This is a genomic window from Streptomyces luomodiensis, assembly GCF_031679605.1.
GTDB classification, from domain to species: Bacteria; Actinomycetota; Actinomycetes; order Streptomycetales; family Streptomycetaceae; genus Streptomyces; species Streptomyces luomodiensis.
This window is the reverse complement of the sequence record NZ_CP117522.1, coordinates 7,503,344-7,528,341: the sequence shown is the minus strand read 5'-3', so window position 1 is coordinate 7,528,341 and position 24,998 is coordinate 7,503,344. Positions and strand designations below refer to the sequence as shown.

Genomic DNA, 24,998 nt, shown 5'->3' with positions numbered 1-24,998 from the left:
TCGCTCCCGTGTGCTGCGCTGTCCGGCCCCGTCCCCGCGGGGCCCCGATTTTTTCGACTTCCCACGCCATTGAGCCGAAAACACCACCCATGCCGTGCGCCGCGAACGGTCAGGCTACGGTGTGCCCATGCCAGGGGCGCAGGAATTTGGTGCGGAGCTCAGAGACTTCCGCAGACGGGTGGGCGAGTTGCGGGCCGCGCGGGCGCTGCCCTCGCAGGAGCGGCTGTCCCTGCTGGACGCCGCTCTTTTCGAGCTCCAGCATGTGGTGGACGTGCTGTGGCCGAGGTACGAGGAGCTGGCGGCCGCCTCCCCGCGCCCCGGTGGCGGTCGGGGCGGCCCGCAGGAACAGCAGCTGCTGCGGGCGCTGTTCCAGCGGATGCCGGTCGCGGCGGTGCTGCTGGACCGCGAATCCGTGGTGCGGCGGATGAACTTCGCCGCCACCCAGCTGTTCAACACCCGCGCCGGATACGCCACCGGGCGCCCGCTCACCGCGTCGCTGCGGCGCGACGGGCAGGCGGCGCTGCGCTCGCAGGTCGCCGCCGTCGCCCGCGGCGAGGGCGACCGCAGCCTGACGGTGCGGCTGTCGCAGCCGTCGGCCGACGGCGAGGCGCGGGTGACCCTGGCCGCGCTGCGGCCGCCGGGCGAGCCCCATCCGGCGGTGCTGGCGGCGTTCCAGCCCGGGATGGCCGGCCATCCGGCGGGCGCGGGGACGGCGGCCGGGGCGTGGCACGCGGAGTCCCGGCCGGATCTGGCGGAGGTGACCCGCCATGCCCAGCTGCTGGACCTGGTCGACGACATGACGACGGCGCTGCTGAAAGTGGCGCTCGACGGCGGCGGGCCGGAGCCCGTGCTGGTCCGGGCGGCGCAGGTGCTGCACGGCCGGTTCGCGGACTGGGTGATCGCCGACCTGGCCCCGGAGACCGGCTCCGACGCCCCGCGCCGGGTGGTGGTGCTCGGCCCGCCGGACGCGGCGGGCGACCGTACGGAATCCCTGGCCAAGCAGGACCCGGCCGGCTGCCCCCTGGTGGTGGACGCGCTGTCCGACGGGGTCTCCGCGCTACGGGTCGGCCAGCCCGACGCGGACGCCTTCGGGCGGGATGCGACGGGCGCGCCTGTCCTGGTCCGGGAGGAGGTCACCTCGCTGCTGTGCATACCCCTGCGCACCTCCGCCACGGACCCGGTCCGCGGGGCGCTCACGCTCTTCCGTACGGGCGGGCGCGCGGCCTTCGAAATGGCGGAGGCGGGCGCGGCGGACCGCATCTCCCGCCATATCGCCCTGACCATGCCCCGCACGACTCCCCGCACCCCGGCCGCCGAGACGTAAGCGGCACGGGACACCCCGGGCGGCACCAAGGCCGCCCGGGAACACCCACGCGGACGTAACCGCGCCCACCAACGCGTCACCGCCGCGCGTCGCCCCGGCGGGCGCGGGGACGGCCGCCGGGGCGTGGCACGCGGAGTTCCGGCCGGATCTGGCGACGGTGATCCGGAGGTCGACTCCGACGCCCCGCACCGGGTAGTGGCGCTCGGCCCGCCGGAAGCGGCGGGCGACCGTACGGAATCCCTGGCCAAGCAGGACCCGGCCGACTGCCGCCGCCAGCGCCACGCGATTGCGTACCACCGCCAGCGCCACGCGGGCCACGCAGCCGCCGCCCACGCCGCGCGACCACGCAGCCGCCGCCCACGCCGGGTGACCACGTAACCGCCGCCCGCGCCCAGCCGCCGCCCGCACCACTCGATCACTTCACGCGGCCACGCAGCCGCCGCCCACGGCACGTAACCGCCGTGCGCCGCGTGGACACGTAGGCGCCGCGTACGCCGCACGGCCACGTGAGCGCCGCCCGCGCCACACGATCACCTAACCCCCGCCCACGCCACACGATCACCGGGCGTGGCCCGGCCGGGCCACGGGCGGCTCCCGGCGGGCCACGGGCGGGACCGGGGCGCGCCCCGGTTCCGCGGGTCCACGGGCCGCCCCGTGCCCGCCCCGCGCCCCGCCGACCGAGGTTTTCTTCCCCGAGCGCCGGTTACCCGTCGCATCTGCCGCATCCCGCGCTCGAGGAGGGCCCCATGACCGAGTACGGCTATTTCCTGGCCGCCGAAGAACACGGGCCCGCGGAGCTGGTCGAGCAGGCCCGGATGGCGGAGCAGGCCGGGTTCCACGCGTTGTGGATCTCGGATCACTACCACCCGTGGAACGACGCCCAGGGTCAGAGTCCCTTCGTCTGGTCGGTGATCGGCGCCCTCGCACAGGCCACCAGCCTGCCCGTGCAGACGGCGGTGACCTGCCCCATCATCCGTATGCACCCCGCCATCGTGGCCCAGGCGGCCGCGACCAGCTCGGTGCTGCTGGAGGGCCGCTTCCGGCTGGGCGTGGGCAGCGGCGAGGCGCTGAACGAGCATGTGCTCGGCGACCACTGGCCGACCGCGCCGGTCCGGCTGGAGATGCTGGAGGAGGCCGTGATGGTGATGCGGCAGCTGTTCGAGGGGCGCCGCGTCACCCACTACGGCAAGCACTACACGGTGGAGAACGCACGGCTGTACACGGTGCCCGAGGAGCCGGTGCCCATCGACATCGCGGCCTTCGGATCGGCCGCCGCGGCGCTGGCCGGGCGGGTCGGCGACGGCTTCATCACCGTGGTCCCGGACGCGGAGCTGGTGGCGCGGTTCCGGCGCGGCAGCGGCGCCGGCGGCAACAGCAAGCCGGCCCGCGGCGGGCTGAAGGTGTGCTACGGCCCGGACCCGGACGAGGCGCTGCGCACCGTCCACCGGCTGTGGCCGACCGAGGCGCTGCCCGGCTCGCTGCTGTCGACGCTGACCACCCCGGGCCAGTTCCAGCAGGCCGCCGAGCTGGTCACCCCCGAGCGGCTGGCCGAGCGGGTGATCTGCGGGGACGACGCGGAGGCGCATGTCGGCGCGCTGAAGGCGTACGCCGATGCCGGATTCGACACCGTCTACGTCAACCAGATCGGTCCCGATCAGCGCGGCTTCTTCGATTTCTACCGCACCAAGGTGCTGCCGCAGGTGGCCGGTTGAGACCTCGAGCGGTCACGGCCGGATCGCCGAGTGGCCGAAAGAAACCCCGAACGGAGTGATGACCCACATGACCATGAAAGTGGCCGACTACCTCCTCGCCCGGCTGTCCGAATGGGGCGTCGAGCATGTGTTCGGCTACCCGGGGGACGGCATCAACGGCCTGCTCGCCGCATGGGGGCGGGCCGACAACGAGCCCCGGTTCATCCAGGCCCGGCACGAGGAGATGGCGGCCTTCGACGCCGTCGGCTACGCCAAGTTCAGCGGCCGCCTCGGCGTGTGCGCGGCCACCTCGGGCCCCGGCGCGATCCATCTGCTGAACGGGCTGTACGACGCCAAGCTGGACCATGTGCCGGTGGTGGCCCTGGTCGGCCAGACCCACCGCAGCGCGATGGGCGGCTCGTACCAGCAGGAGGTGGATCTGCACAGCCTCTACAAGGACGTGGCCTCCGACTTCCTGGAGACGGTCACCGTCCCCGAGCAGCTGCCCAACGTCCTGGACCGGGCGATCCGCACCGCCTACGCCCGCCGTGCCCCCACCGCCGTGATCATCCCGGCGGATGTGCAGGAGCTCGATTACTCCGCGCCCACCCACGAGTTCAAGATGGTGCCCTCCAGCCTGGACCGCAGCGGCTGGTCCGCGGTGCCCTCCAGCACCGCCGTGGACCGGGCCGCGGAGGTGCTGAACGCGGGCGAGCGGGTCGCGATCCTGGTGGGCCAGGGAGCCGCCGGGGCGCGCAAGGAGGTCCAGCGGATCGCCGACACCCTCGGCGCCGGTGTCGCCAAGGCGCTGCTCGGCCTGGACGCGCTCGGCGATGAGCTGCCGTACGTCACCGGCCCCATCGGGCTGCTGGGCACCCGCCCCTCGTACGAGATGATGCGGGACTGCGACACGCTGCTGACGATCGGCTCCAGCTTCCCGTACGCCCAGTTCCTGCCGGAGTTCGGCAAGGCGCGCGGGGTGCAGATCGATCTCGATCCGCACATGATCGGGATGCGCTATCCCTACGAGGTCAATCTGGTCGGCGACGCCCGCGAGACCCTGCTGCGGCTGCTGCCGCTGCTGGAGCGCAAGGAGGCGCGCGACTGGCAGGAGGAGATCATCGGGGGCGTACGGCGCTGGCGCGAGGTGATGGCCCAGCGCGCGGAGGTGTCCGCCGACCCGATCAACCCCGAGTACGTGGCCCACTGCCTGGACCCGCTGCTCCCCTCCGACACCGTCCTCACCTGCGACTCCGGCTCCGTCGCCAACTGGTACGCCCGCCATCTGACGATGCGCGGCGAGATGCGCGCCTCGCTGTCGGGCACGCTGGCCACGATGGGCTGCGGGGTGCCGTACGCGATCGGCGCCAAGTTCGCCCGTCCGGACCGGCCGGCGGTGGCGCTGGTCGGGGACGGCGCGATGCAGATGAACGGCATGGCGGAGCTGATCACGGTGGCGAAGTACCGCCACCTGTGGGAGGACCCCCGGCTGGTGATCGGCGTCTGGAACAACCAGGACCTCAACCAGGTCACCTGGGAGATGCGGGCGATGGGCGGCGCACCGCAGTTCCGGCCCTCGCAGGAGATCCCCGACGTGTCCTACGCGCGGTTCGCCGAATCGCTCGGCATGACCGGCATCCGGGTGGAGAAGCCCGAGCAGGTGGCGGACGCGTGGCGCCGGGCGCTGGACGCGGACGGCCCGGCGGTCGTGGAGTTCCTCACCGATCCGGCCGTGCCGCCGATCCCGCCGCACGCCACCTGGGAGCAGATGGAGGCCACGGTCGAGTCGATCGTCAAGGGCGACCCGGACCGGGCGGGCATGGTCCGGCAGGGCCTGAAGGCGAAGGTGCAGGACTTCCTGCCGCACCGGAATAAATCCTCCGAAAAGGCGTGACGTACCCGTTTCGACCCCGTCCGGCTGGCTACCCGCCGCACCGGACGCACGCATGCGAGATGCGAGAGCGATATCCGGACCGGAAGGACGTGAACAGCAATGAAGGTCGCCTTTCTCGTCGCCCCGGAAGGCACGGAACAGGTTGAGCTGACCGACCCCTGGCAGGCGGTCCGGGACGCCGGTGGCACCCCCCGGCTGGTGTCCACCAAGCCCGGCCGCGTCCAGGCTTTCCACCATCTCGACAAGGCGGACACCTTCGAGGTCGACCAGGTCGTGAAGGACGCGACGGTCGACGAGTACGACGCCCTGGTACTGCCCGGCGGCGTCGCCAACCCCGACTTCCTGCGCCTGGACACGGCGGCCGTCGCCTTCGCCAAGGGCTTCTTCGACGCCGGCAAACCGGTGGCCGCGATCTGCCACGCCCCCTGGACGCTGGTGGAGGCCGACGTCGTACGCGGCCGCACCCTCACCTCCTGGCCGAGCCTGCGCACCGACATCACCAACGCCGGCGGGACGTGGGTGGACGAGCAGGTCAAGGTCTGCACCGGCGGCCCCAACACCCTGATCACCAGCCGTAAGCCCGATGACCTCAAGGCGTTCCACGAGGCGTTCCTGGAGGAGTTCGCGAAGACGGCGAAGGGCTCGACGAAGGGATCGGCACGATGACGGAGAACCGCAAGGAGCGGCAGCGCGAGAAGTACCGTGCCGCCGATCCCGCCGAAGGACCACTGACCACCGACCAGGGTGTGGCGGTCGACCACACCGATGACTCCCTCACGGTGGGCGAACGCGGCCCGACCCTGATGGAGGACTTCCACTTCCGCGAGAAGATGACCCACTTCGACCATGAGCGCATCCCGGAGCGGGTCGTGCACGCGCGGGGCGCGGGCGCCTACGGCTACTTCGAGCCGTACGAGTCGTGCGCGGAGTTCACCCGCGCCGCCTTCCTCCAGGACCCGTCCGTGCGCACCCCGGTCTTCGTACGGTTCTCCACCGTGCAGGGGCCCCGGGGCTCGGCGGACACGGTGCGCGACGTGCGGGGCTTCGCGACGAAGTTCTACACCTCGGAGGGCAACTACGACCTGGTCGGCAACAACATGCCGGTCTTCTTCATCCAGGACGGGATCAAGTTCCCCGACTTCGTGCACGCGCTCAAGCCGGAGCCGCAGAACGAGATCCCGACCGGCGCCTCCGCCCATGACACCCTGTGGGACTTCGTCTCGCTCCAGCCCGAGACCATGCACATGATGATGTGGCTGATGTCGGACCGGGCGATTCCGCGCAGCTTCCGGATGATGCAGGGCTTCGGCGTGCACACCTTCCGCTTCGTGGACGCGCGGGGGCGCGGCACCTTCGTGAAGTTCCACTGGAAGCCGAAACTCGGCGTCCACTCGCTGGTGTGGGACGAGGCGCAGGAGTGCCAGGGCCGCGACCCGGACTTCAACCGGCGCGACCTGTGGCAGGCGATCGAGGCGGGTGAGTACCCCGAGTACGAGCTGGGGGTGCAGCTGGTCCCGGAGGAGGACGAGTTCAACTTCGACTTCGATCTGCTCGACGCCACGAAGATCATTCCGGAGGAGCAGGTGCCGGTGCGGCCCATCGGCCACATGGTCCTGGACCGCAACCCGGACAACTTCTTCGCGGAGACCGAGCAGGTGGCCTTCCACACCGGGAACGTCGTCCCCGGTATCGACTTCACCAACGACCCGCTGCTCCAGGCCCGGAACTTCTCGTACCTGGACACCCAGCTGATCCGGCTCGGCGGCCCCAACTTCTCGCAGCTCCCGGTCAACCAGCCGGTCGCCCCGGCCCGGACCAACCACCGGGACGGCTACCACCAGACCGCGATCCACCAGGGCACCAACTACTCCCCCAACTCCCTCGGCGGGGGCTGCCCGGCGATCGCCGGCGCGGACGGCTATGCCTTCTCCCACTACGCGGAGCGGGTCGAGGGCCACAAGATCCGCAAGCGGAGCGAGTCCTTCAAGGACTTCTACAGCCAGGCCGCGCTGTTCTGGAACAGCATGAGCGCCTGGGAGAAGCGCCACATCGTGGACGCCTTCCGCTTCGAACTGGGCAAGGTCGGCGCGGTGCACGTACGGGAGCGCACCGTCGACCAGCTGGCCCACGTCGACTACGACCTGGCCTCGCAGGTGGCCCAGGGCATCGGCGTGGCGAACCCGGAACCGGGCGCCGCCAACCACAAGCCGCAGGCCTCGCCCGCGCTGAGCATCGACAACCTCCAGGGCGACGGCTCGATCCGCACCCGCCAGATCGCGGTCCTGGTCACCGACGGGGTGGACACCGAGCAGCTCACCCAGGCCCAGGAGGCGCTCACCGCCCAGGGCGCCGTCGTCGAGGCCCTCGCCGCGCACGACGGCAAGGTGCGCGGCGCCGACGGCAACGGTTACGCGGTCGACCGCGCCCTCCCCACGGTCGCCTCCGTCCTCTACGACGCCGTCCTCCTCCCCGGCGGCCCCACCGGCACCCCCGACCTGGCCTCGGACAGCACCGCCATGCGCTTCGTCCGCGACGCCTACCGCCACGGCAAGCCCATCGGGGCACTCGGCTCCGGCGTCGGCATCCTGGCCACCCTGGAACCGGAGGGCCTCCACATCGCCTCGGGCCACGGCCACGTCTGCGCCGACCGCGGCGTGGTCACGGACGCGACCACGGGCACGGCGAGCGAGGAGTTCACCCAAGCCTTCACCGAAGCGATAGCCGCCCACCGCCACTGGGACCGCCCAGCAGTCCGCTGCTGAATTCCGCGGGACGCGGTTCACCCCTGGGGGCGCGGGGCGAAGCCCCCTCCGCCCCACACCCACCCCCACGCGCCCCCGGGGCGCGCCCAGCATGGGCGTGCCCACCCGCGCCGCCTGCGCACGGGTGCGCACGCCCGCGCCACCTGTCCATGGGTATGCCCACCCGTCGTGCCGCCCCGTCCAAGGGGTGCCCCACCCGTACCGTCTGCGCACGGGTGCGCATCGCCATCGCCCGCGCCGCCGCCTGTCCGACAGGCCCGCGTGCCCACCCAGGGGCGGGCGCGCCCGGCGCGTCGCCGCGCACGGGTGGGGCGCACGGGTGGGCAACCGCACCCGCACCCACCGGGGGGGCGGCGGGCACGCCCACACCGCCCCGCCTACGGCGGGGTAGGCACACCCGCAACGCCCGCCCACGGGTAGCCGCACCGGCACCCGCGGACACGGCCGCACCGCCCGCCCGCCGGTGGGCGTCCTCGCGACCCCCGACCGCCCAGAGGTGTGCCCCACCCGCACCGTCCACGGGGTAGGCATGGCCCGCGCCGTCCGGCCGCGTGAAGCCGCACCCGTGCGGCCTGTGCGCGGGTGGGCACGCCACTGTGGTCTCCGCGCCATCGCCGGGTCCGCTGTGCGCGGGGGCGGGGCGGAGTTCCGGTGGGGGTCGAGGGGGCGGAGCCCCATCGGTTCGGGAAGGGGCGGGGTGGGGGACTCACACGCCTACGGCTCGCGCCCCAGCAGCGCCAAGAGCCGGGCCTGCGCATCCGCCCCCGGCGGCGGATCGACGGGCGCCGCGAAAAGCCCGCTCTCCTCCAGATCCGCCGCGTACGGCGCGACCTCCCGCACCGAAAAGTCCACCAACGACCGCGGAATGCGCTCGTCCGCCCCGATGGCCCGGGACAGGTCCCATGCGTGCACGGCCGCGTCGGCCGTCATCTGGGCGCAGTAATGCGTGGCGGGACTCTCCCCGTACGAGAGCTCGACCATCCGGTCGAGGGCCCCCGGCTCCCGGAAGGCGTCCCGCGCCGCGGCCGCCGCCGCGTCCCACGTGGCGACGGGGTCGTCCCCGAGCAGATCGCCCTCCAGCGCATCGCCCTGGTCGGAGACGCTCGTCCCCTCGTGGATCAGCGGCGGCACCCACATCTGCTCGACCGCGAGATGGTTCACCAGATCGCGCACGGTCCACTCGGTGCACGGCGTCGGGCCGTCCCACTGATCGGGCCGGATGGCGTGTACGCGTTCGGTGAAGAGGTCGAGCGCCTCGCGATGCCTGGCCAGTAGCGGATTCTCAGCCATGGACGATCACCCCGTCTGCGGAGGGGGAGGCGGCGGAGGAGGCCCTCCGGCACCCGGAGACGGCGGAGGCGGCGGAGGTCCCCCCGCCCCCGGAGACGGAGGCGGCGGCGGAGGCTCCGGTGGCGAGGGCCCGGCCGAAGGGCCGGAGGGGCCAGAAGGAGCGCCCTGGCCCGCGGAAGGACCACCAGGACCCGAAGGCGCCGAAGGAGCAGCGTGCCGCGGCACAGCCGCAGGCCCCGCCCCCCGCCCCGCCGAATTCTTGAGCCACCCGGCCGCCACCAGCAACAGCACGAACACGACCAGTGCCGCCGCCCACGCCGGAATGGCGATGGCGAAGAGCAGCACCAGGCACGCCGTCAGCGCACCTCCCGCGTACAGCGCGGCCGCCGCCGCGCCACCGTAGAGGCGGACGGCGCGCCGCCCGGACTGCTCGCGCAGCTCTCTGCGTACTTCTTCGCGGACTGCCCGTGCGACCGGTTCCGCCAGGTCCCCGGCCGACGGCAGACCCGCCTTGGGATAGGCCGATTTGTCAGTCATGTACCGCCGGGTACCCGTGCCCCACCGCCGTTAACAGGGGCACGGGTACCCGGACCTACGCAGGGCACGGCGTCGGACGCGGCCCCTGATGTCCCACGTCCGACGCCGCTCCTCACTCCCTACGGGCCGCTCGGCCGATCGACGGGTCCCCCTCCCCGGGGTCGTCAAACGTCCGCACGAGCCCGTGTTGACGACGTGGTGAGGGGTACGCGTGGGGGACGCAAAACCTGGAGGGAGTACATGCGACTCGGACATCTCCAACCGCTTTACGACCGTCCTGGCCCGTGGGCCAGCGTCTACTTCGACACCTCGCACCCCGACGAGTCCGCGGCCGAGGAACGGGAACGCGCCGCCCGCGAGGCGAGCCGTCGGCTGGAGCGGCAGGGCGCCGACCAGGACACCTGCCGTGCGGTGTACGACAGGCTGACCGCGTTGCCGCCCGCCGCCGGGTCGGCCGGGCCGGCCGGGTGGGCCGTCTTCGCCACGGCCGGTGAGGTGGTCGTCGACCTGCCGTTGCTGACCCCGCCGCCGATGGGCGAACCACCGTGCTGGTCGGCGCTGCCACACGTGGGGCCGCTGCTGGAGCTGACCGGCGAGGACCCGTCCTGCCTGGTGGCCTACATCGACCGCACCGGCGCGGACGTCGAGCTGCGCCACGGGCGCGGTGGCGAGCGGGTCGGCTCGGTGCGGGGACGGCAGTGGCCGGTGCACCGGACCGCCAGTGCCGACTGGTCGGAACGCCACTTCCAGCTCAAGACGGAGAACACCTGGGAGCACAACGCGGCGCTGATCGCCGATGAGCTGCGTACCTGCCAGGAGGAGACCCACGCCGATCTGCTGGTGCTGGCCGGGGACGCGCGCGAGCGGCGCGCGGTCCACGACCAGCTGCCCAAGCCGCTGCGCGAGGCGGCCGTGGAGACCCCGCACGGGGGCCGCGCCGCCGGTTCCGCCCCGCCCGGCACCCACGCCGCCCGGCTGCTGGAACAGGAAGTGGACGAGGCGCGCGCACAGTACACACGGGAGCGCGACGAGGCGGCGATGGAGCGGTTCCGGGCCGGCCGGACGCCCTCGGGCGGCCGCGTGGCGGCCGCCGAAGGGGTTCCGGCGCTGGTCGACGCGGCGCGTGAACACCGCATAGGCTCGTTGCTGGTACGCCCCGACGGGGTCGACCTCTACCGCGAGGTATGGGTCGGCACCGAACCGGACCAGGTCGCATTGCGCCGTACCGATGTCCAGTACCTGGGCGATGCCCGTCCGTCCCCGGCCCGCGCCGACGACGCGCTGATCCGCTCGGCCGTGGTCACCGGCGCCGAGGTGCTGACGGTGGCGCCCGCCGACGAGGAGACGGACGGCGGCGACATCCCGGTGGGCGGCCTGGGCGCACTGCTGCGCTGGCCGTACGAGGGCGATACGGAGTGACACGTCTCGGGACCGCGACCGACCCGAGAGACAAACGGACCCGCTGAGGAAGGGGACCGACATGCAGCGAGGCAGCGACCGGCTGAGCGTCCACAAGGACGATGAGATGAAGCACGAGCTCCAGGGACTGATCCGCTCCGGGCACCCCACCCGGGCCGAGGAGTGGCACGACCCGGAGCCGTCCGCCGACGACGACCCGGAGGTGACCCTGGGGCCGGTCCCGGCCCGTGGGACGACCGGTCAGGCAGAGGCGGTGCGGTTCGAATTCGCGCGCCGCCTGGGGCGTACGTCGTTCCCCGCCGATCGCGAGGCGCTGCTGCGCACCCTGGAGGATCGGCACGCACCGGACGGCCTGATGGACCTGGCCGAGGAGCTGCCCGCGGACCAGACGTTCCACACCGTGCAGGAGGTGGTCTCGGCACTGGGGCTGCGCCCTGGGACGTAGGAGCTCTGGGAACGTAAGGAAGGGCGAGGAGACCGAGGTCTCGGCGCGTCTCCGTCGCGCATGAATGGCAGGGCGCGGCCGGGGTACTGCGGGCAGCACATCACCCACGAAGGAGTGGACAGATGTCACAGATGTCCCAGGACCCGCCGCGCCATGTGCGGGACGTCATGACACGGCCCGTGGTCTCGGTCCACCCCGATGCCTCGCTGGTGGAGGCCGCCCAGCTGATGCGCGCACAGGACATCGGCGAAGTGCTGGTGGCCGACGGCGGGAAGCTGCTCGGGGTGCTCACCGACCGCGACATCACCCTGCGCGCGGTCGCCGAGGGCGTCGACCCCCTCGCGGTCACCTGCCATGCGGTGTGCACCGCGGACCCGGTGACCATCGGACCGGACGAGGAGGTGGCCGAGGCGGCCGCGCTGATGCGGCGGCATGCGGTGCGGCGGCTCCCGGTGGTCGAGGCGGGGCGTCCGTTAGGCGTGATCAGCCTCGGCGACGTAACCGAACCGCCCTGAGCAAATCCCGTGCCCCGAAGGGGGCGGTGGGGCAGACCCCACCGCCCCCTTCGCCATGCACCCCTCACTCACATCGTGAGACAGTTCTTCTCGTGATTCGAGATGCCCTCTACGGTGGAGCTACCGAACACCGGCCCGAAGGGGGAGTTCCACCATGTCGAAGGACGCCGCCGTCTACACCCACGGTCACCATGAGTCGGTGCTGCGCTCGCACACCTGGCGCACGGCGGCCAACTCCGCCGCGTATCTGACCGGCCACCTCAAGCCGCATATGCGCGTCCTGGACATCGGCTGTGGGCCCGGCACCATCACCGCGGACCTGGCCGAGCTGGTCCCCCAGGGGCAGGTCACGGGCGTCGACGCGGCGGGCTCGGTCCTGGAGCAGGCCCGCTCGCTGGCCGAGCAGCGCGGACTGGCCAATGTCTCCTTCGCGGTCGCCGACGTCCACGCGCTGGACTACCCCGACGACTCCTTCTGCGTGGTCCACGCCCATCAGGTGCTGCAACACGTCGGCGATCCGGTGCGGGCGCTGCGCGAGATGCGGCGCGTATGCGCGCCGGGCGGGCTCGTGGCGGTGCGCGACGCCGACTACGCCACCATGACCTGGTATCCGTCCGTCCCGGGCATGGACGGCTGGCTGGATCTGTACCACCGGGTGGCACGGGCCAACGGGGGCGAGCCGGACGCCGGACGCCGGCTGCGTTCCTGGGCCCTGGAGGCGGGGTTCACCGACATCACCTCGACCGCCACGGCGTGGTGTTACGCCACCGAGGAGGAGCGGGCGTGGTGGAGCGGTCTGTGGGCGGACCGCACGGTCGCCTCCTCGTACGCCCGGCTCGCGGTGGACGGCGGCCATGCCACCGAGGATGAGCTGCGGTCCGTCTCGGAGGCGTGGCGGACCTGGGGCGAGGCCCCGGACGGTTGGTTCGCCGTCCTGCACGGTGAGATCCTCTGCCGCGTCTGAGCAGTTCAACTAGGCTCGCCCGCATGGATATTCTGGGGACTTCACTCCGTGTGTGCGTCGACGATCTGGACGCGGCGATCGCCGTCTACGAACGGCTGACGGGAGCCGAGGCGGTGCGCTTCCAGCGCGGCCCCGTCTCGGTCGCGGCGGTCGGCTGCTTCTTCCTGATGAGCGGCCCGGAGTCGGAGCTGTCGATTCTCCGTAAGATCACGGCGACGATCGCGGTGAAGGACGTGGACCAGGCGGTCGCCGACCTCACGGCGGTCGGCGGGCAGATCGTCGCCGGTCCGCTGCCCGCCCCGGTGGGCCGCACCCTGGTGGCCCGCCACCCCGACGGCTCGATCTTCGAGTACGTCGACCGGAATCCGATGGCGTGACCCGCCCGTGAACACACCGTCCGGCAGACCCGTCAGGAGGGCCAGACCCTTCAAGAGGGCCAGACCCGCCAGGAGGACGGTCCCGGATCCGCGGTGATCTCCTCGTGGTCGGTCTCCTCGCAGAGATCGTCCACGTCACGGAAGTCATCGCGCTCGATCCGGACCGCCTCCGCCGCGGCGGCCGGCCCGCCGGTCGAGCCCTCCTGGGAGGAAGCGTCCCGCTCTCGCGGGAGCGCGGGGCCGGCTCGTCCTCCAGCCACCTCACCGGCCCGTCCCCGGGCCCGGCCGACTCCCCCGCCTCCGGCCCCATCGGTCAGCCGCCCGTGCAGCGATTCCCGCTCACGCGCCTCCACGCTCGTGGTGCCCCGCGCAGGACGGCGCCCAGCGGGCCGCAGATCCCTATGCAGGCCGCAGGTCCCTTGCAGGCCGCAGACCCCTACGCGGGCCGCATACGGAACTCATAGCGCTCGGGCAGCGGATGCTCGGCCCGCGCCCGCCGCCGCACCTCCTCGGTCAGCGGCTCCCCGGCCCCCGCCACCAGCCGCTCCGCGACCGCGTACCAGGTGTCGCTCAACGCCTCGTCGCCCTCGCGCAGATCGCAGACCTCGAAACCCTCGTCGAAGACGGCCCGTGCGGCCGGGGCATCGCCCTGGGCCAGCAGCACTTGGGCGCGCACCAGGTGGAAGCGGCCGCGGGCCCGGATGGCGGGGCGCAGCGCGTCGAGGACCGCCCGTGCGTCGTCGGCGCGGCCGGCCGCGAGCAGCGCGGCGATCGCCTCCCGGCCGAGCGCCGCCTCGGCCGCCTCGGACGCCTCGGCCGCTTCCAGCGCGACCGGATCGGCGGCGACGGGCGGCGCGGCCAGGGAGACGGCGGCCGACGCCCCCGCCCCCGCTGCCGCGCCCGCCGCCTCCGGCACCGGGACGTCCGGCACCGGGGCCTCCAGCACCGGGACCGGCGCGGACGCCTGGGCGGCGTGTGCGGCGGTCGAGGCGAGGAGGAGCCGTACGGCGCGCAGCAGCCGCTCCGCCGCGCGCGCCGGATGACCCGACGCCGTGTCGGCTACGGCCAGACAGCGCAGTGCCCAGGGCGTCTCGGCGCACCGCAGCGACCGCTCCCAGCTGCGCTCGGCCTGTGCGCGGTCGCCCGCATGCCACTGGGCGACGCCCAGGTGGTACTCGGCGGCGGCGGTGGAGGGGACCGCTTCGAGGAGGTCGCGCCAGGCGGGCGCGACCAGGGAGGCACCGGGGTCGACGAGGGAGGCGTCCGGCGCCCAGTCGGGCAGGGCGCCGGTGCGCAGCAACCGGCGCCAGGGTTCCTGCTCCTCGCCCAGCGTGCCCGGGTCGAACGGCGTACCGGGCAGCTCGAAGCCGCCGCGCTCCACCTCCAGCGCGCCCCAGCCGGAGCCGGTGGCGAGGTGCTCGGCGGGTTCCGCGTCGGCGTGCGGGCGCCAGGCGGCGTAGGCCGCGTCGACGGCGGCGCGCGGCAGCGCCGCCTCCAGGCGGGTCTCGGTCTCGCGGCGGGCGGCCGCCCAGTCGGCGCCGTGGACGGCGGCCGGGTCGGCGGACAGCGGTCCGTACGCCTCCAGCCAGGCGAACTCCTCACCCGCCTCCAGCGGGACGTGCTCCAGCTGGGTGCGGGCGAGCCCGGCCTGGATCTCGGCGTAGCCGCCGGTGCCGGGCTCGGTCAGCCACCGCTGCCAGCGCCGCCCGCCGGGCCCGGCCCCCCAGACGAAGAGCTTGCGGCCGCGCAGCAGATCGGTCGAGGTCTGGACGAGGCCGCTGCCGTCGGCGTCGAGCGAGGCGATCCAGCGGCGGGCGCCCTCGGGCACGTCGTAGAAGTAGTCGGCGGGGTAGGCGCCGCGCAGCGGATAGGTGCGGTCGGCGCCGTCCCACTCGGGGACCGGGACCCGGCGGAGGGTGCGGGCGTAGCCGAAGTGCCAGGCGTCGTCGGCGGGGGCGAGGACGCGGGTGTGCTCGTCCTCGGGGACGGCGATGTTGGACCACCAGTAGACGGGGGCGGGGTGGTGGTGGGGGTTGCGGATCCGGACACCCACGTAGAGGAACGCGGAGTCGGCGGGCAGCCACAGATCCACTTGGAAGGGCAGGTCGCGCAGCCGCTCCCACTCCCACAGCCGCACCATCGCGCCCCCGTCGGCGGCGTCGGGGGCGGGGACCCGGGCGGCGTGCAGGGGTGCGCAGGACAGGGTGGTGTGGCCGGTGGCGCCGATGTTCCACTCGATCCCGCCGGAGAACCAGGCGCCGTTGAGCGCGAAGTCGGCGGGCTGGAACACGGGGTTGCGGTAGAGCAGCTCACGGCCGGTGACCTGGTGGACGAGTGAGTGGACGCGGCCGCCGAGTCCGGGCAGCACGGTGGCCCGCAGCCGGTCGTTCTCCAGGACGATCGTGTCGAGCGCGGCGGGGGCGCGGTCGCGGCCGTAGCCGTCGCGCAGCCGCACCGGCAGCACCGACCGCAGTGGCTCATAGGCGACCTGACGGGCCATGTCGGCCGGGAGTGTGGCCCGGACGCGGTCGTCCACGCGGTGCACCTCGTCGAGGGGGTGCAGCGCGGGCAGGGGGTTGTCCGGCCCGAGAGGGGCGGTGGGAAGGGTCAGGGTGGTGCGTCGCACGCTCGTGGCCACGGGCTCCCTCGCTCCGACTGCCTTGGGCCACCTCGGCTGCGGCGACCGTCAGGTGACCATGGAACAACGTCGCGGGCCGGCTGAACAGAGCGCTACGGGACCGATCATGCCGCCCTGTCAGGCGGGGCCGTCGGCCGGCTCCGGGCCGCTGTCCAGCATGTCGCTGGTCATGGCCCAGCGCTCGTGGTCGCGCCAGGCGCCCTCGATGTGGAGGAAGTCGGGGGAGAATCCCTCCAGCCGGAAGCCATGGCGCTTCACCAGCCCGATCGACGCCTTGTTGCCCGGCTGGATGTTGACCTCCACGCGGTGCAGCCCCAGCGGCCCGAAGGCGTAGCGCAGCACGAGCCCGAGCCCCTCGGACATATAGCCCTGTCCGGCGGTGGGTGGAAAGGCCCCGTAGCCGATCGAGCCGCACTGGAAGGCGCCGCGCACGATGTTGTTGATGTTGATGAATCCGGCGAGGTCACCGGTGGTCCGGACGCAGACGAGGAAGCCTTCGCGGTCCTCGCGCTCCAGCTGGCTGATGTAGTACTCATACGCCTGCTCCGTGGTGGGGAGGGTGAGCCAGGGGCGGTGGAACCCCACGCTCTCCCGGGCGCGCCGGATGAACTCCGCACCGTCCTCGCGGCGGGTGCGGCGGATGGCCGCCCTGGTTCCCTCGCTGACGTACCGGATGTCAGACATGCGGCGATGATGACAGCAGCGCCATGGCCGCCGCATAACCGGCGCCACCGGATATGCCCTCGTCCACCGGGATGTCGGTCATCGTCCACGGGCCGACCGGCACGGGGGTGAGCCCGGTGCCCACGTAGTTGACCGCCGGGTCCCGGGAGAGACCGGTGCCCAGGCCCTTGAGATACGCCTCCTTGCGGGTCCAGCAGCGGGCGAAGGCGGCGGGCCGGTCGGCCTGCGACAGCGCGCTCAGCTCGGCGCGCTCCCTCGGGTGCAGGCTCTCGGCGACCTGGTCGACCACCGAGACGGGCTGGAGCTTCTCCACGTCCACGCCGACCGGGGTGCCGGCGAAGGCGAAGAGCACCAGATCACCGGCGTGTGACATGTTGAAGTGCAGCGGCGTGCCGGAGACGGCGGGGCGGCCGTGCGGACCGCCGCAGCCGGGGCACGGCTCACGGGTGAACGGCACATCGGACGGGGCCAGGCCCAGATAGGCGCCGAGCAGCTCCCGCAGCCCCATATGGGCCGCCGTATAGCGCTCGCCGTCCTCCGCCCGCAGGAACTTCGCGGCCCGCTCCCGCTCCTCGGCGTCCAGGGTCTTGCCGGGTGCGCCCGTGTCCATGGCCGCCGTGTACCGGGAGACGCTCAGCAGCCAGGTCTCGGGCTCGCCGCCCTGCGGCCAGGCGTCGGCGACGGCGGCGGGCAGCGGCTCACGGCCGAGGACGCGCGGGGCCGGTGGGGGTGTCAACTCGCTCCTCCAGTGGAGTTCGGGGCCGCTGACGTCAGCAGCTCCAGGGTGGGCACATCGGATCTGTGCAGTCCGAAGGTCTGGATGTACAGCGACAATTCGGCCTCCAAGGCGCGGATCATCGTATCGGCCCGGCGGAAGCCGTGGCCCTCGCCTTCGAAGGTGAGGTAGGCGTGCGGTACGCCGCGCCCGGAGACCGCCGCCAGGAACCGCTCGCACTGCTCGGGCGGGCAGATGGTGTCGTCCAGCCCCTGGAGCAGTACGAAGGGCGAGCCGACGCGGTCGGCCCGGTACAGCGGAGAGCGCTCGCGGTAGCGGTCCGCCACCTCCGCGAGCGGGCCGACCAGCGATTCGGTGTAGCGGGACTCGAAGTCATGGGTGCCGCCGGTGGCCCAGGAGACCAGGTCGAGGATGGGGTAGCTGACGGTGGCGCAGGCGTACAGCTCGGTGGCGGTGAGGGAGGCGGCCGCCGTCCAGCCGCCCGCGCTGCCGCCGCGGATCGCGAGCCGGGCGCGGTCGGCGGTGCCCTCGTCGGCGAGCGCCTCGGCCACGGCGGCGCAGTCCTCGACATCGACCACGCCCCATTGCCCGCGCAGCCGCTCGCGGTAGGCGCGGCCGTAGCCCGTGGAGCCGCCGTAGTTGACCTCGGCGACGCCGATGCCGCGTGAGGTGAAATAGGCGATCTCCAGGTCGAGCACGAGCGGGGCGCGGCCGGTGGGCCCGCCGTGGACCCAGATCACATACGGCGGAAGCTCACCTTCCGGCGCGGTGTGGCCGGGATGGTGCGGCGGATACACCTGGGCGTGGATCTCCCGGCCGCCCGGACCGGTGAAGGTGCGAGTCCGCGGCCGGGGGTGGTATGCGGGGTCCACGGGGTCGGTGTGGGCGCTGCCGATGGTCCGGGAGCGGCCGGTGCAGACGTCCAGCTCGACCACCTCATGGCCGCTGTGCGGGCTCGCCGCGACGCCGACCACCCGGGTGCCGTTGACGGCCAGCGTGGGCTCCCATTCGGTCCAGGGGCCCGGCACATCGGCGGGATCGCCGGTCCGTGGATCGAGGATGCCGAGGGTCATCGCGCCCCGGCCGTGCAGCACCGCGATCAGACCGCCGGACAGCGGGGCGAACCAGCGGTGGCCGAGCTTCCACAGCGGCCCGGCGAACTCTTCCTCCCGGGGACACAGCGCCACCGGCCGGGCCCGGTCCCACGCCGTGGCGCCGGCCGCCTCCGCCGGCGGCTCCAGGCGGTGCAGATTCCACCAGCCGGTGCGGTCCGTGGCCGCGAGCAGCGCGCCGTCCTCGGCCCACTCGATCTGGGCGACCGCCTCCTCCGGCCCGCCCAGCACGGTCCGGGCGCCGGTGAGGCAGCCGTCCTCCGCGACATCGGCCAGCATCACCTCGGTGCCGTCCCAGGGCATCCGGGGGTGGTCCCAGACGATCCAGGCGGCCCGCCGGCCGTCGGGCGAGAGCCGGGGCCCGGTGAGGAAGCGGTGCCGGTCGCCGGTCAGCTCCCGCACCGCCGTCCGGTCCTCGGCGGCCGAACCGTCCAGCGGCACGGCGGCGATCACCCGCCGCACATCCGTCGGCCCCTCGCCCGTGAACTCCTCCAGCACACACCACACCTCGCCGCGGTCCGGATGGATCACCGGATCCGCCCAGCGCAGCCCCTCCCCCACCGGAGACAGCGGGGTCAGCGGGCGCGGCGGGCCCTGGGCCGGGGCGTCCGGCTCATGGACGTACAGCCGCTGATCGGCGAAGTGGACGAACACCACCAGCGGGCCGCCGCTCGCGCGGTCCACCGCGGCCCAGGGCATCCCGCCGTACCCCATCACCTTGCTGCGCACATTCCACGGCGGGGCCAGCACCGCCACTTCCGCGCCGTCGGTCCGCCGCCGGATCAGGGCGCGGCGGCCGCCCTCCTCGGGGCGCGGCGCGGTCCACCACACCTCCTCGCCGACCGTGCCCACATACTCCGGATGGCCGTCGCGGGAGGCGACGAGGGCGGCGTCGATCGGGGAGCGCCAGGTTCCGTAGGGGGCCGTGACCACTGTCCGCCGCTGTGCCGATGTCTGCTGCTGTGCCGATGTCTGCTGCCGTGCCGATGTCTGCTGCCGCACCGTCTCTCACGCCCTCCGCAGGAAGTGGTCGAGCACCCGGACGCCGAAGTGCAGGGCCTCCACCGGCACCCGCTCGTCCACGGCGTGATAGAGCGCCTGATAGTCGAAGCCCTCGGGCAGGCGCAGCGGCGAGAAGCCGTATCCGGTGATGCCGAGCCGGGAGAACTGCTTGGCGTCGGTGCCGCCCGACATGCAGTAGGGCACGGCGCGGGCGCCCGGGTCGAAGTGCTCGACGGCGGTGCGCATCGCCCGGTAGGTGGGGGTGTCGACCGGCGCTTGCAGCGGGCGCTCCCGGTGGTGGAACTCCCACTCCACATCCGGCCCGGTGAGCCGGTCGAGGGTGTCCTGGAACTCCTCCTCGCCGCCGGGCAGTATCCGCCCGTCCACGAACGCGGTGGCGCTGCCCGGGATCACATTGACCTTGTAGCCGGCCTCCAGCACCGTGGGGTTGGCGCTGTTGCGCACGGTGGGCTCGATCAGGGCGGCGGCGGGCCCCAGCTCGGCCAGCAGGGCGTCGACGTCGAAGTCCGCGGCGTCCACATCGGCCGGGATGCCCTGGAGCGCGGCCAGTTCGGTGAGTGCGGCCTTCACCGTGGGCGTCAGCCGGACCGGCCAGCTGTGCTCACCGATCCGGGCGACGGCGGCGGCCAGCCGGCTGACCGCGTTGGCCCGGTTGACCTTGGAACCGTGTCCGGCCCGGCCGTGGGCGGTGAGCTTCAGCCAGGCCGTGCCGCGCTCCCCCGCCGCGATGGGGTAGATCCGCCTCCCGGCCCCGGCGTGGAAGGTGAAGGCCCCGGACTCGCTGATGCCCTCGGTGCAGCCCTCGAAGAGCCCGGCGTGCCGCTCGGCGAGGAAGCCGGCGCCCCAGGCGGCGCTGTCCTCCTCATCTGCGGTGAAGGCCAGCACGATGTCCCGGCGCGGCCGCACGCCCGTGCGCGCCCAGGCCCGGACGACGGCGAGCACCATCGCGTCCATGTCCTTCATGTCGATGGCGCCCCGACCCCAGACGACCCCGTCGCGCACCTCCCCGGAGAAGGGATGCACGGTCCAGTCGGCGGGCTCGGCGGGCACCACGTCCAGATGGCCGTGGACCAGCAGCGCGGGCGCGGACGGATCGGTGCCCTCGATCCGGGCCACCACATTGGTGCGCCCCGGCGACCGCTCCAGCAAAGTGGGCTCGATCTCCACGTCGCCGAGCATCTCGGCCACATACTCGGCGGCCGGGCGCTCCGAGCAGTCACCCCCGCCGCGGTTGGTGGTGTCGATCCTGATCAGCTCGGAGGTGAACCGCACCACCTCCTCCAGCGCCTGGGCGTCGATCGCCTCGGGATGGTCCAGGTCAGCCATACTGCTCCTCCACCGCGGCCGACACGACCGTCGTGACGGCCTTGAAGCAGCGGATGCCCTCGTACATGGTCGGTGAGGTGTAGGCGACGCGCCGCTCGCCGCTGCGCTCCACGCCCGGTACGACGCTCGCCGCCCCCACCAGATGCTCGGCGTCGAATTCCAGCTCCACCGTGAACGGCCCGCCGCGGGCGGGCTCATGGCGCACCGCCAGCACCGCCGCCTCCCGCGCCGCCGCCCGGATGTCCGCGGCCGTGCGGGCGGGGGTGCGGCACACCGCCGCATAGCGCGAGACATAGTCCTTGACCGCGACCGAACGGGCGTGCGGCGCATAGCCCCTGGCGTCCTCACAGGTCTTGTCGTCCCCGGTCACCAGCACCACCGGCACCCCGTACTCGGCGACCACCAGGGCGTTGAGCAGGCCCTCGCTCGCCCGTGCGCCGTCCACCCACACCCCGGTGATGGAGTTGGCGAGATAGGTGTGGGCGAGGACGCCCTCGGTGCCCGCGCCGGTGTGGTAGCCGACGAAGGCCACACCGTCCACATCCCCGTGCTGCACCCCCTCGACCATGCTCAGGCTCTTGTGCCGCCCGGTGAGCATCTGGGCCCGCTCGTCCAGCTCCTCGAGCAGCAGATTGCGCATGCTCCAGTGCGCCTCGTTGATGAGCACCTCGTCCGCGCCGCCGTCGAGGAAGCCGGCGACGGCCGCGCTCACATCGGAGGTGAACAGCCGGCGACAGCGCTCCCACTGCGGGGTGCCGGGCAGCACATCAGCCGGCCAGGTCACGCCGGTGGCGCCCTCCATGTCGGCGCTGATGAGGATCTTCATGCCTCGTCACGTTACGCGCCGCGACGGACCCGAACCACCCCTGTGGATAACTGGTCCAATCCACTGGCCACACCCCGGTGACCGGGCCCGTTCCGCCCCGGTGTGCGCCCGCCGCCGTCCACCGGGCCGGCGCTACGCCCGCGACACCACGAACCAGCGGGCCGGCAGCTCGACCCGTGAGCCGTCCGGCCACTGCTCCGTCTGGGCCAGCGCCGTCGGGCCTTCGGCCAGGATCTCCAGCCCGGCCTCCGCCAGCACCTCCGGGATCTCCTTGTCCGCCGCGTCGGCCGGCCGCAGCCCGTGGTCCAGGACCCTGCGCAGCTTCGGCGGCGGACCGCCCGGACTCGCCGCCAGCTCGCCCAGCACCGCCTTGGACTCCGCCGTCAGCTCCGCGACGAACCCCCGCCCGCGCCGCCCCAGCAGCGTGGCCACCGCCTCCGCGACCGCGCGCCGATCGGGGGCGTCGCTCTGGTGGATGACGGCACGCATATAGACGTTGGCGTCGCCGAGCCGCCGGGACAGCTCCCGCATCCCGGCCGCGTCCGTCAGGCTCAGCTGCTGGTACTCCGCCACGCCCGCCGGGTCGGCGCGCCGCGCGTGCTCCACCGCCGCCCGGGACAGGTCGATGCCCAGCGCCCGTTCGAAGCGGGTGGCCAGATGGCGGGTCTGGGTGCCGTTGCCGCAGCCCAGGTCGACGATCGGCAGCGACGGGTCGGCGTGCGGCGCCAGCAGGTCCAGGTGCGGGGCCGCGCTCAGCGAGGGGTCCGCGTCCCAGATGGCGTCCCCCGGAACGTCCGAGGTGTTCCGCCAGTAGCTCTCCCACGCCTGCCGGTAGCGCTCCGAGACGCTCATCGCCGCTCCCCTGGGTGTGCCAACGCCTGCTCGAACCAGACCGTTTTACCGCGCCCCGTGCGGCTCGTGCCCCACTCGCGTGCCAGCTCGCTGATCACCCGCAGCCCGCGCCCGCTCTCGTCGTCCCGGTCCGCGCCCAGCAGCGCCGGCACCTCGTGGTCGTCGTCGGTGACCTCGCACAGCAGGGCGTCCGTGCGGACCAGACGCAGCCGCACATGGTGGGTGTGGGCATGCCGTATCGCGTTGGTCACCGCCTCGCTCACCAGCAGCTCGGCGGTCTCCACGGCCTCCGGCAGCCCCCACCGGACCAGCCGCTCGCGCACGAGCCGGCGGGCGCGCCCGACCTCGCTGGGGTCCAGTGCGAGCCGCCACTGGGCGACGTCCTCGGCCGGGATCCCGTTCAGCCGGGCCATCAACAGCGCCACGTCGTCCTTACGGCCGCCGCGGCCGTCCTGGTCCCGGGAGGCGGCGGCGAGGGCCCGGATGATGGTGTCGCACGCGTCGTCCATGGACGCCGCCGGATGCGCCGCGGACTCGCACAGCGCGGCGAGCCCGGCGCCGATGTCCTGGCCCCGCACCTCGACCAGGCCGTCCGTGCACAGCACCAGCCGGTCGCCGGGCGTCACCCGCACCGTCACGGTCTCGAAGGGCACTCCGCCCACGCCGACCGGCGCCCCGGTCGGCAGGTCCAGCAGCTCGCTGCGGCCGTCCTGGGCCCGCACCAGCACGGGCGGGATATGGCCCGCGTTGGCGATCAGCAGCTCGGAGCGGACGGGGTCGTAGACGGCGTACAGACAGGTGGCCAGGTAGTGCTCACCGAGCCGCTGGGCCAGATCGTCGAGGCTGCGCAGCAGCTGGGCGGGCGGCAGGTCGAGCGCGGCCATGGTCTGCACGGCGGTGCGCAACTGCCCCATCATGGCCGCCGAGGTGAGCCCGTGTCCCATGACGTCGCCGACCACCAGCGCGGTGCGCGAACCGGGCAGCTTGATGGTGTCGAACCAGTCGCCGCCGACCCGGCCGAGCCGGGTCCCGGGCAGATAGCGGGTGGCGGTGTCACAGCCCGCCATGCGCGGGGTCACCTGGGGCAGCATGCTGTCCTGGAGCGTCTCCGCGACGTTCTCCTGGTGGGTGTACATACGGGCGTTGTCGAGGACGAGCCCGGCGCGGGCGGCCAGTTCGGCTCCGGTCGTGCGGTCCATGTCGTCGAACGGCTCACGCCCGGGGCGCCGCAGCAGCACCATGAAACCCAGCACCACATCGCGCGCCTTGAGCGGCACGATCAGGATCGACCGGCCGTTGATCAGGGGTCTGAGGTCGCGCTTCTCGAACTGCCCGGCGATCCGGTCGCCCACCTCGTCGCTGATGTACGGGATCAGCACCGGATCGCCGGTGACCATGCACTGGAAGAACGGGGTGTGATCGGGAAACGCGATGCTCTCCCCGACCGGCACGGTGTCGTCCCAGCGGCCCGGTTCGTCGTTGTGCTCGACCCAGACGCGGTGCCAGACGGTGGTGACGTCGGGCGGGCCCTCGGGGAACCCCTCGCCCGCCAGCACCTGGGCGCGCAGATGCGTCCCGGCGAAGTCCGCGAAGCGCGGGACGGCGGCGCTGGTCACCTCGCGGATGGTGCGGGCGAGGTCCAGGGAGGTGCCGATGCGGCCGCTGACCTCGTTGAGGAACTCCAGCCGCTCACGGACCGCCGCGTGCTCCAGGTCCACATCGCCGGGGTCCAGCGGCCGCTCGGGGGTGTGCGCCTGCTCCGGCGCGCCGTCCGCCACGACCGCGCGCCGCCGCACGGCCTCCTGGCGCGCCAGGCGCTCGCGGTAGCGCGGCATCCCCCAGTCCGGGGTCACCGGCACCCGCTCACAGCGGCTGATCTCCAGTACCGGATAGCCCAGTTCCAGCACCTGGGCGACGATCCGGCCGGCCGTGGCCGGACCCATGTTGGGCAGGATGTCCGGCAGCCGGTCGGCCAACCGCTCGGCGCCGGGGAACTCGGTGTGCAGCGCGAACACCGGTGCGATCCGCTCGTCCTGCCCCAGCGCGCCGCCGCCCACCCCCTTGGCGTCCGCCGCCAGCACCAGCAGCCGCTCCGGTCCGGGACCCACCAGGGGGTACGCCCACCACAGGACGTCGGCCTGGCCATGGTCCGGGTCCGCCATACGGGCCCGCCCCGCGGTGGGGTAGGACGCGGTGCCGAGCCGCGAGTCGTCGAGCTCGGGGCGGCCCGTCGCGTCGGTGCGCACCTGTGCGCCGCGCAACGCGCCGGAGACCGGCATCAGATCGACGGCGGGAGCGCCGACGGCCTGTTCGCGGGCGGGTCCGAAGAGCCTGCGCGCCCCGGAACTCCAGTGCGTGACGAGTCCGTCGGCGTCGATGACGACGACCGCGAGCGGCATCCTCCCGTGGACACCCGTGCGCTGCTTAGGCACCGCGGGCGGCTCGCCCCGGCCGTCGCCGCAGCGCGACGTGCCGTACTCCATAGGCGGAAGACTCCTTCGCACGCAAGATCTGCGACAGTGCTACCCACGGTACGGCTGTTGCGGGCGCCGACGGGAGGCAATACCCGAATAGGTGTCATGT

At 73.3% G+C, this 24,998-nt stretch carries 21 protein-coding genes; 10 read left to right on the top strand and 11 right to left on the bottom strand.

Annotated elements, in window-relative coordinates:
• Positions 1 to 178: 178 nt before the first annotated feature.
• From PS467_RS31790 to PS467_RS31770, 5 genes are all read left to right on the top strand, one after another.
• Positions 179 to 1,324, top strand: a complete 1,146-nt coding sequence (locus tag PS467_RS31790) for a PAS domain-containing protein (protein WP_311038088.1) — start codon at positions 179 to 181, stop codon at positions 1,322 to 1,324.
• A 746-nt stretch (positions 1,325 to 2,070) separates the two neighbouring features.
• On the top strand, positions 2,071 to 3,036 hold the full coding sequence (locus PS467_RS31785) for a TIGR03557 family F420-dependent LLM class oxidoreductase (protein ID WP_311038087.1): 966 nt from the start codon (positions 2,071 to 2,073) through the stop codon (positions 3,034 to 3,036).
• A 67-nt stretch (positions 3,037 to 3,103) separates the two neighbouring features.
• Entirely contained in the window at positions 3,104 to 4,909 is a 1,806-nt protein-coding gene (locus PS467_RS31780) for a thiamine pyrophosphate-requiring protein (RefSeq protein ID WP_311038086.1), read from the top strand.
• A 99-nt stretch (positions 4,910 to 5,008) separates the two neighbouring features.
• The gene (locus PS467_RS31775) at positions 5,009 to 5,575 is read left to right on the top strand and encodes a type 1 glutamine amidotransferase domain-containing protein (RefSeq protein ID WP_268975118.1); all 567 of its coding nucleotides are present in this window, start codon (positions 5,009 to 5,011) and stop codon (positions 5,573 to 5,575) included.
• Positions 5,572 to 7,671, top strand: coding sequence for a catalase (locus PS467_RS31770; RefSeq protein ID WP_311038085.1), 2,100 nt, complete (start codon positions 5,572 to 5,574; stop codon positions 7,669 to 7,671). The genes PS467_RS31775 and PS467_RS31770 overlap by 4 nt, the downstream gene beginning before the upstream one ends.
• Before the next feature lie 714 nt (positions 7,672 to 8,385).
• Here PS467_RS31770 and PS467_RS31765 read toward each other — a convergent pair.
• Both PS467_RS31765 and PS467_RS42205 read right to left on the bottom strand, forming a co-directional pair.
• Positions 8,386 to 8,961, bottom strand: coding sequence for a TIGR03086 family metal-binding protein (locus tag PS467_RS31765; protein WP_268975116.1), 576 nt, complete (start codon positions 8,959 to 8,961; stop codon positions 8,386 to 8,388).
• Positions 8,962 to 8,967: 6 nt separating this feature from the next.
• Positions 8,968 to 9,498 carry a phage holin family protein gene (locus tag PS467_RS42205; protein ID WP_432280659.1) on the bottom strand — a complete coding sequence of 177 codons (531 nt, stop codon included), beginning with the start codon at positions 9,496 to 9,498 and terminating at the stop codon, positions 8,968 to 8,970.
• Between the two features lie 240 nt (positions 9,499 to 9,738).
• Here PS467_RS42205 and PS467_RS31760 point away from each other — a divergent pair, with 240 nt between their 5' ends.
• From PS467_RS31760 to PS467_RS31740, 5 genes are all read left to right on the top strand, one after another.
• Positions 9,739 to 10,917, top strand: a complete 1,179-nt coding sequence (locus PS467_RS31760; protein ID WP_311038084.1) for a baeRF2 domain-containing protein — start codon at positions 9,739 to 9,741, stop codon at positions 10,915 to 10,917.
• A 61-nt stretch (positions 10,918 to 10,978) separates the two neighbouring features.
• Positions 10,979 to 11,362, top strand: coding sequence for a DUF2795 domain-containing protein (locus PS467_RS31755; RefSeq protein ID WP_268975113.1), 384 nt, complete (start codon positions 10,979 to 10,981; stop codon positions 11,360 to 11,362).
• Positions 11,363 to 11,493: 131 nt separating this feature from the next.
• A complete protein-coding gene (locus PS467_RS31750) occupies positions 11,494 to 11,877 on the top strand; it encodes a CBS domain-containing protein (protein ID WP_311040018.1) in 384 nt (127 codons plus the stop codon).
• A 154-nt stretch (positions 11,878 to 12,031) separates the two neighbouring features.
• The gene (locus PS467_RS31745) at positions 12,032 to 12,841 is read left to right on the top strand and encodes a class I SAM-dependent methyltransferase (RefSeq protein ID WP_311038083.1); all 810 of its coding nucleotides are present in this window, start codon (positions 12,032 to 12,034) and stop codon (positions 12,839 to 12,841) included.
• 23 nt (positions 12,842 to 12,864) lie between these two features.
• The gene (locus PS467_RS31740) at positions 12,865 to 13,218 is read left to right on the top strand and encodes a VOC family protein (RefSeq protein WP_268975111.1); all 354 of its coding nucleotides are present in this window, start codon (positions 12,865 to 12,867) and stop codon (positions 13,216 to 13,218) included.
• A gap of 50 nt (positions 13,219 to 13,268) precedes the next feature.
• On the opposite strand, the gene PS467_RS31735 is transcribed toward PS467_RS31740, so the two are convergent.
• The 9 genes from PS467_RS31735 to PS467_RS31695 form a co-directional block, all read right to left on the bottom strand.
• On the bottom strand, positions 13,269 to 13,478 hold the full coding sequence (locus PS467_RS31735; protein WP_311038082.1) for a hypothetical protein: 210 nt from the start codon (positions 13,476 to 13,478) through the stop codon (positions 13,269 to 13,271).
• A gap of 176 nt (positions 13,479 to 13,654) precedes the next feature.
• Positions 13,655 to 15,856, bottom strand: coding sequence for a DUF5107 domain-containing protein (locus PS467_RS31730; RefSeq protein ID WP_311038081.1), 2,202 nt, complete (start codon positions 15,854 to 15,856; stop codon positions 13,655 to 13,657).
• Between the two features lie 117 nt (positions 15,857 to 15,973).
• On the bottom strand, positions 15,974 to 16,540 hold the full coding sequence (locus PS467_RS31725) for a GNAT family N-acetyltransferase (RefSeq protein WP_311038080.1): 567 nt from the start codon (positions 16,538 to 16,540) through the stop codon (positions 15,974 to 15,976).
• Entirely contained in the window at positions 16,533 to 17,276 is a 744-nt protein-coding gene (locus PS467_RS31720; protein WP_311038079.1) for a 4'-phosphopantetheinyl transferase family protein, read from the bottom strand. Before PS467_RS31720 ends, PS467_RS31725 begins: the two co-directional genes overlap by 8 nt.
• Entirely contained in the window at positions 17,273 to 19,321 is a 2,049-nt protein-coding gene (locus tag PS467_RS31715; protein WP_311040017.1) for a S9 family peptidase, read from the bottom strand. The genes PS467_RS31720 and PS467_RS31715 overlap by 4 nt, the downstream gene beginning before the upstream one ends.
• Positions 19,322 to 19,396: 75 nt before the next feature.
• Complete coding sequence (locus tag PS467_RS31710; RefSeq protein ID WP_311038078.1) at positions 19,397 to 20,737, bottom strand: M20/M25/M40 family metallo-hydrolase; 1,341 nt, start codon at positions 20,735 to 20,737, stop codon at positions 19,397 to 19,399.
• Positions 20,730 to 21,563 (bottom strand): M55 family metallopeptidase, encoded by an 834-nt coding sequence (locus PS467_RS31705; protein ID WP_268975106.1) that lies wholly within the window; start codon positions 21,561 to 21,563, stop codon positions 20,730 to 20,732. The genes PS467_RS31710 and PS467_RS31705 overlap by 8 nt, the downstream gene beginning before the upstream one ends.
• A gap of 132 nt (positions 21,564 to 21,695) precedes the next feature.
• Positions 21,696 to 22,415, bottom strand: coding sequence for a class I SAM-dependent methyltransferase (locus PS467_RS31700; RefSeq protein ID WP_311038077.1), 720 nt, complete (start codon positions 22,413 to 22,415; stop codon positions 21,696 to 21,698).
• Positions 22,412 to 24,898, bottom strand: a complete 2,487-nt coding sequence (locus PS467_RS31695; protein ID WP_311038076.1) for a SpoIIE family protein phosphatase — start codon at positions 24,896 to 24,898, stop codon at positions 22,412 to 22,414. Before PS467_RS31695 ends, PS467_RS31700 begins: the two co-directional genes overlap by 4 nt.
• Positions 24,899 to 24,998: the final 100 nt, after the last annotated feature.

What these genes read in the sequence shown, in the direction of transcription:
- PS467_RS31760 (WP_311038084.1), top strand. Translation starts at nt 9,739, where the DNA reads ATGCGACTCGGACATCTCCAACCGCTTTACGACCGTCCTGGCCCGTGG.
- PS467_RS42205 (WP_432280659.1), bottom strand. Translation starts at nt 9,498, where the DNA reads ATGACTGACAAATCGGCCTATCCCAAGGCGGGTCTGCCGTCGGCCGGG.
- PS467_RS31700 (WP_311038077.1), bottom strand. Translation starts at nt 22,415, where the DNA reads ATGAGCGTCTCGGAGCGCTACCGGCAGGCGTGGGAGAGCTACTGGCGG.
- PS467_RS31775 (WP_268975118.1), top strand. Translation starts at nt 5,009, where the DNA reads ATGAAGGTCGCCTTTCTCGTCGCCCCGGAAGGCACGGAACAGGTTGAG.
- PS467_RS31780 (WP_311038086.1), top strand. Translation starts at nt 3,104, where the DNA reads ATGACCATGAAAGTGGCCGACTACCTCCTCGCCCGGCTGTCCGAATGG.
- PS467_RS31750 (WP_311040018.1), top strand. Translation starts at nt 11,494, where the DNA reads ATGTCCCAGGACCCGCCGCGCCATGTGCGGGACGTCATGACACGGCCC.
- PS467_RS31765 (WP_268975116.1), bottom strand. Translation starts at nt 8,961, where the DNA reads ATGGCTGAGAATCCGCTACTGGCCAGGCATCGCGAGGCGCTCGACCTC.
- PS467_RS31725 (WP_311038080.1), bottom strand. Translation starts at nt 16,540, where the DNA reads ATGTCTGACATCCGGTACGTCAGCGAGGGAACCAGGGCGGCCATCCGC.
- PS467_RS31755 (WP_268975113.1), top strand. Translation starts at nt 10,979, where the DNA reads ATGCAGCGAGGCAGCGACCGGCTGAGCGTCCACAAGGACGATGAGATG.
- PS467_RS31745 (WP_311038083.1), top strand. Translation starts at nt 12,032, where the DNA reads ATGTCGAAGGACGCCGCCGTCTACACCCACGGTCACCATGAGTCGGTG.
- PS467_RS31785 (WP_311038087.1), top strand. Translation starts at nt 2,071, where the DNA reads ATGACCGAGTACGGCTATTTCCTGGCCGCCGAAGAACACGGGCCCGCG.
- PS467_RS31695 (WP_311038076.1), bottom strand. Translation starts at nt 24,898, where the DNA reads ATGGAGTACGGCACGTCGCGCTGCGGCGACGGCCGGGGCGAGCCGCCC.
- PS467_RS31705 (WP_268975106.1), bottom strand. Translation starts at nt 21,563, where the DNA reads ATGAAGATCCTCATCAGCGCCGACATGGAGGGCGCCACCGGCGTGACC.
- PS467_RS31710 (WP_311038078.1), bottom strand. Translation starts at nt 20,737, where the DNA reads ATGGCTGACCTGGACCATCCCGAGGCGATCGACGCCCAGGCGCTGGAG.
- PS467_RS31740 (WP_268975111.1), top strand. Translation starts at nt 12,865, where the DNA reads ATGGATATTCTGGGGACTTCACTCCGTGTGTGCGTCGACGATCTGGAC.
- PS467_RS31770 (WP_311038085.1), top strand. Translation starts at nt 5,572, where the DNA reads ATGACGGAGAACCGCAAGGAGCGGCAGCGCGAGAAGTACCGTGCCGCC.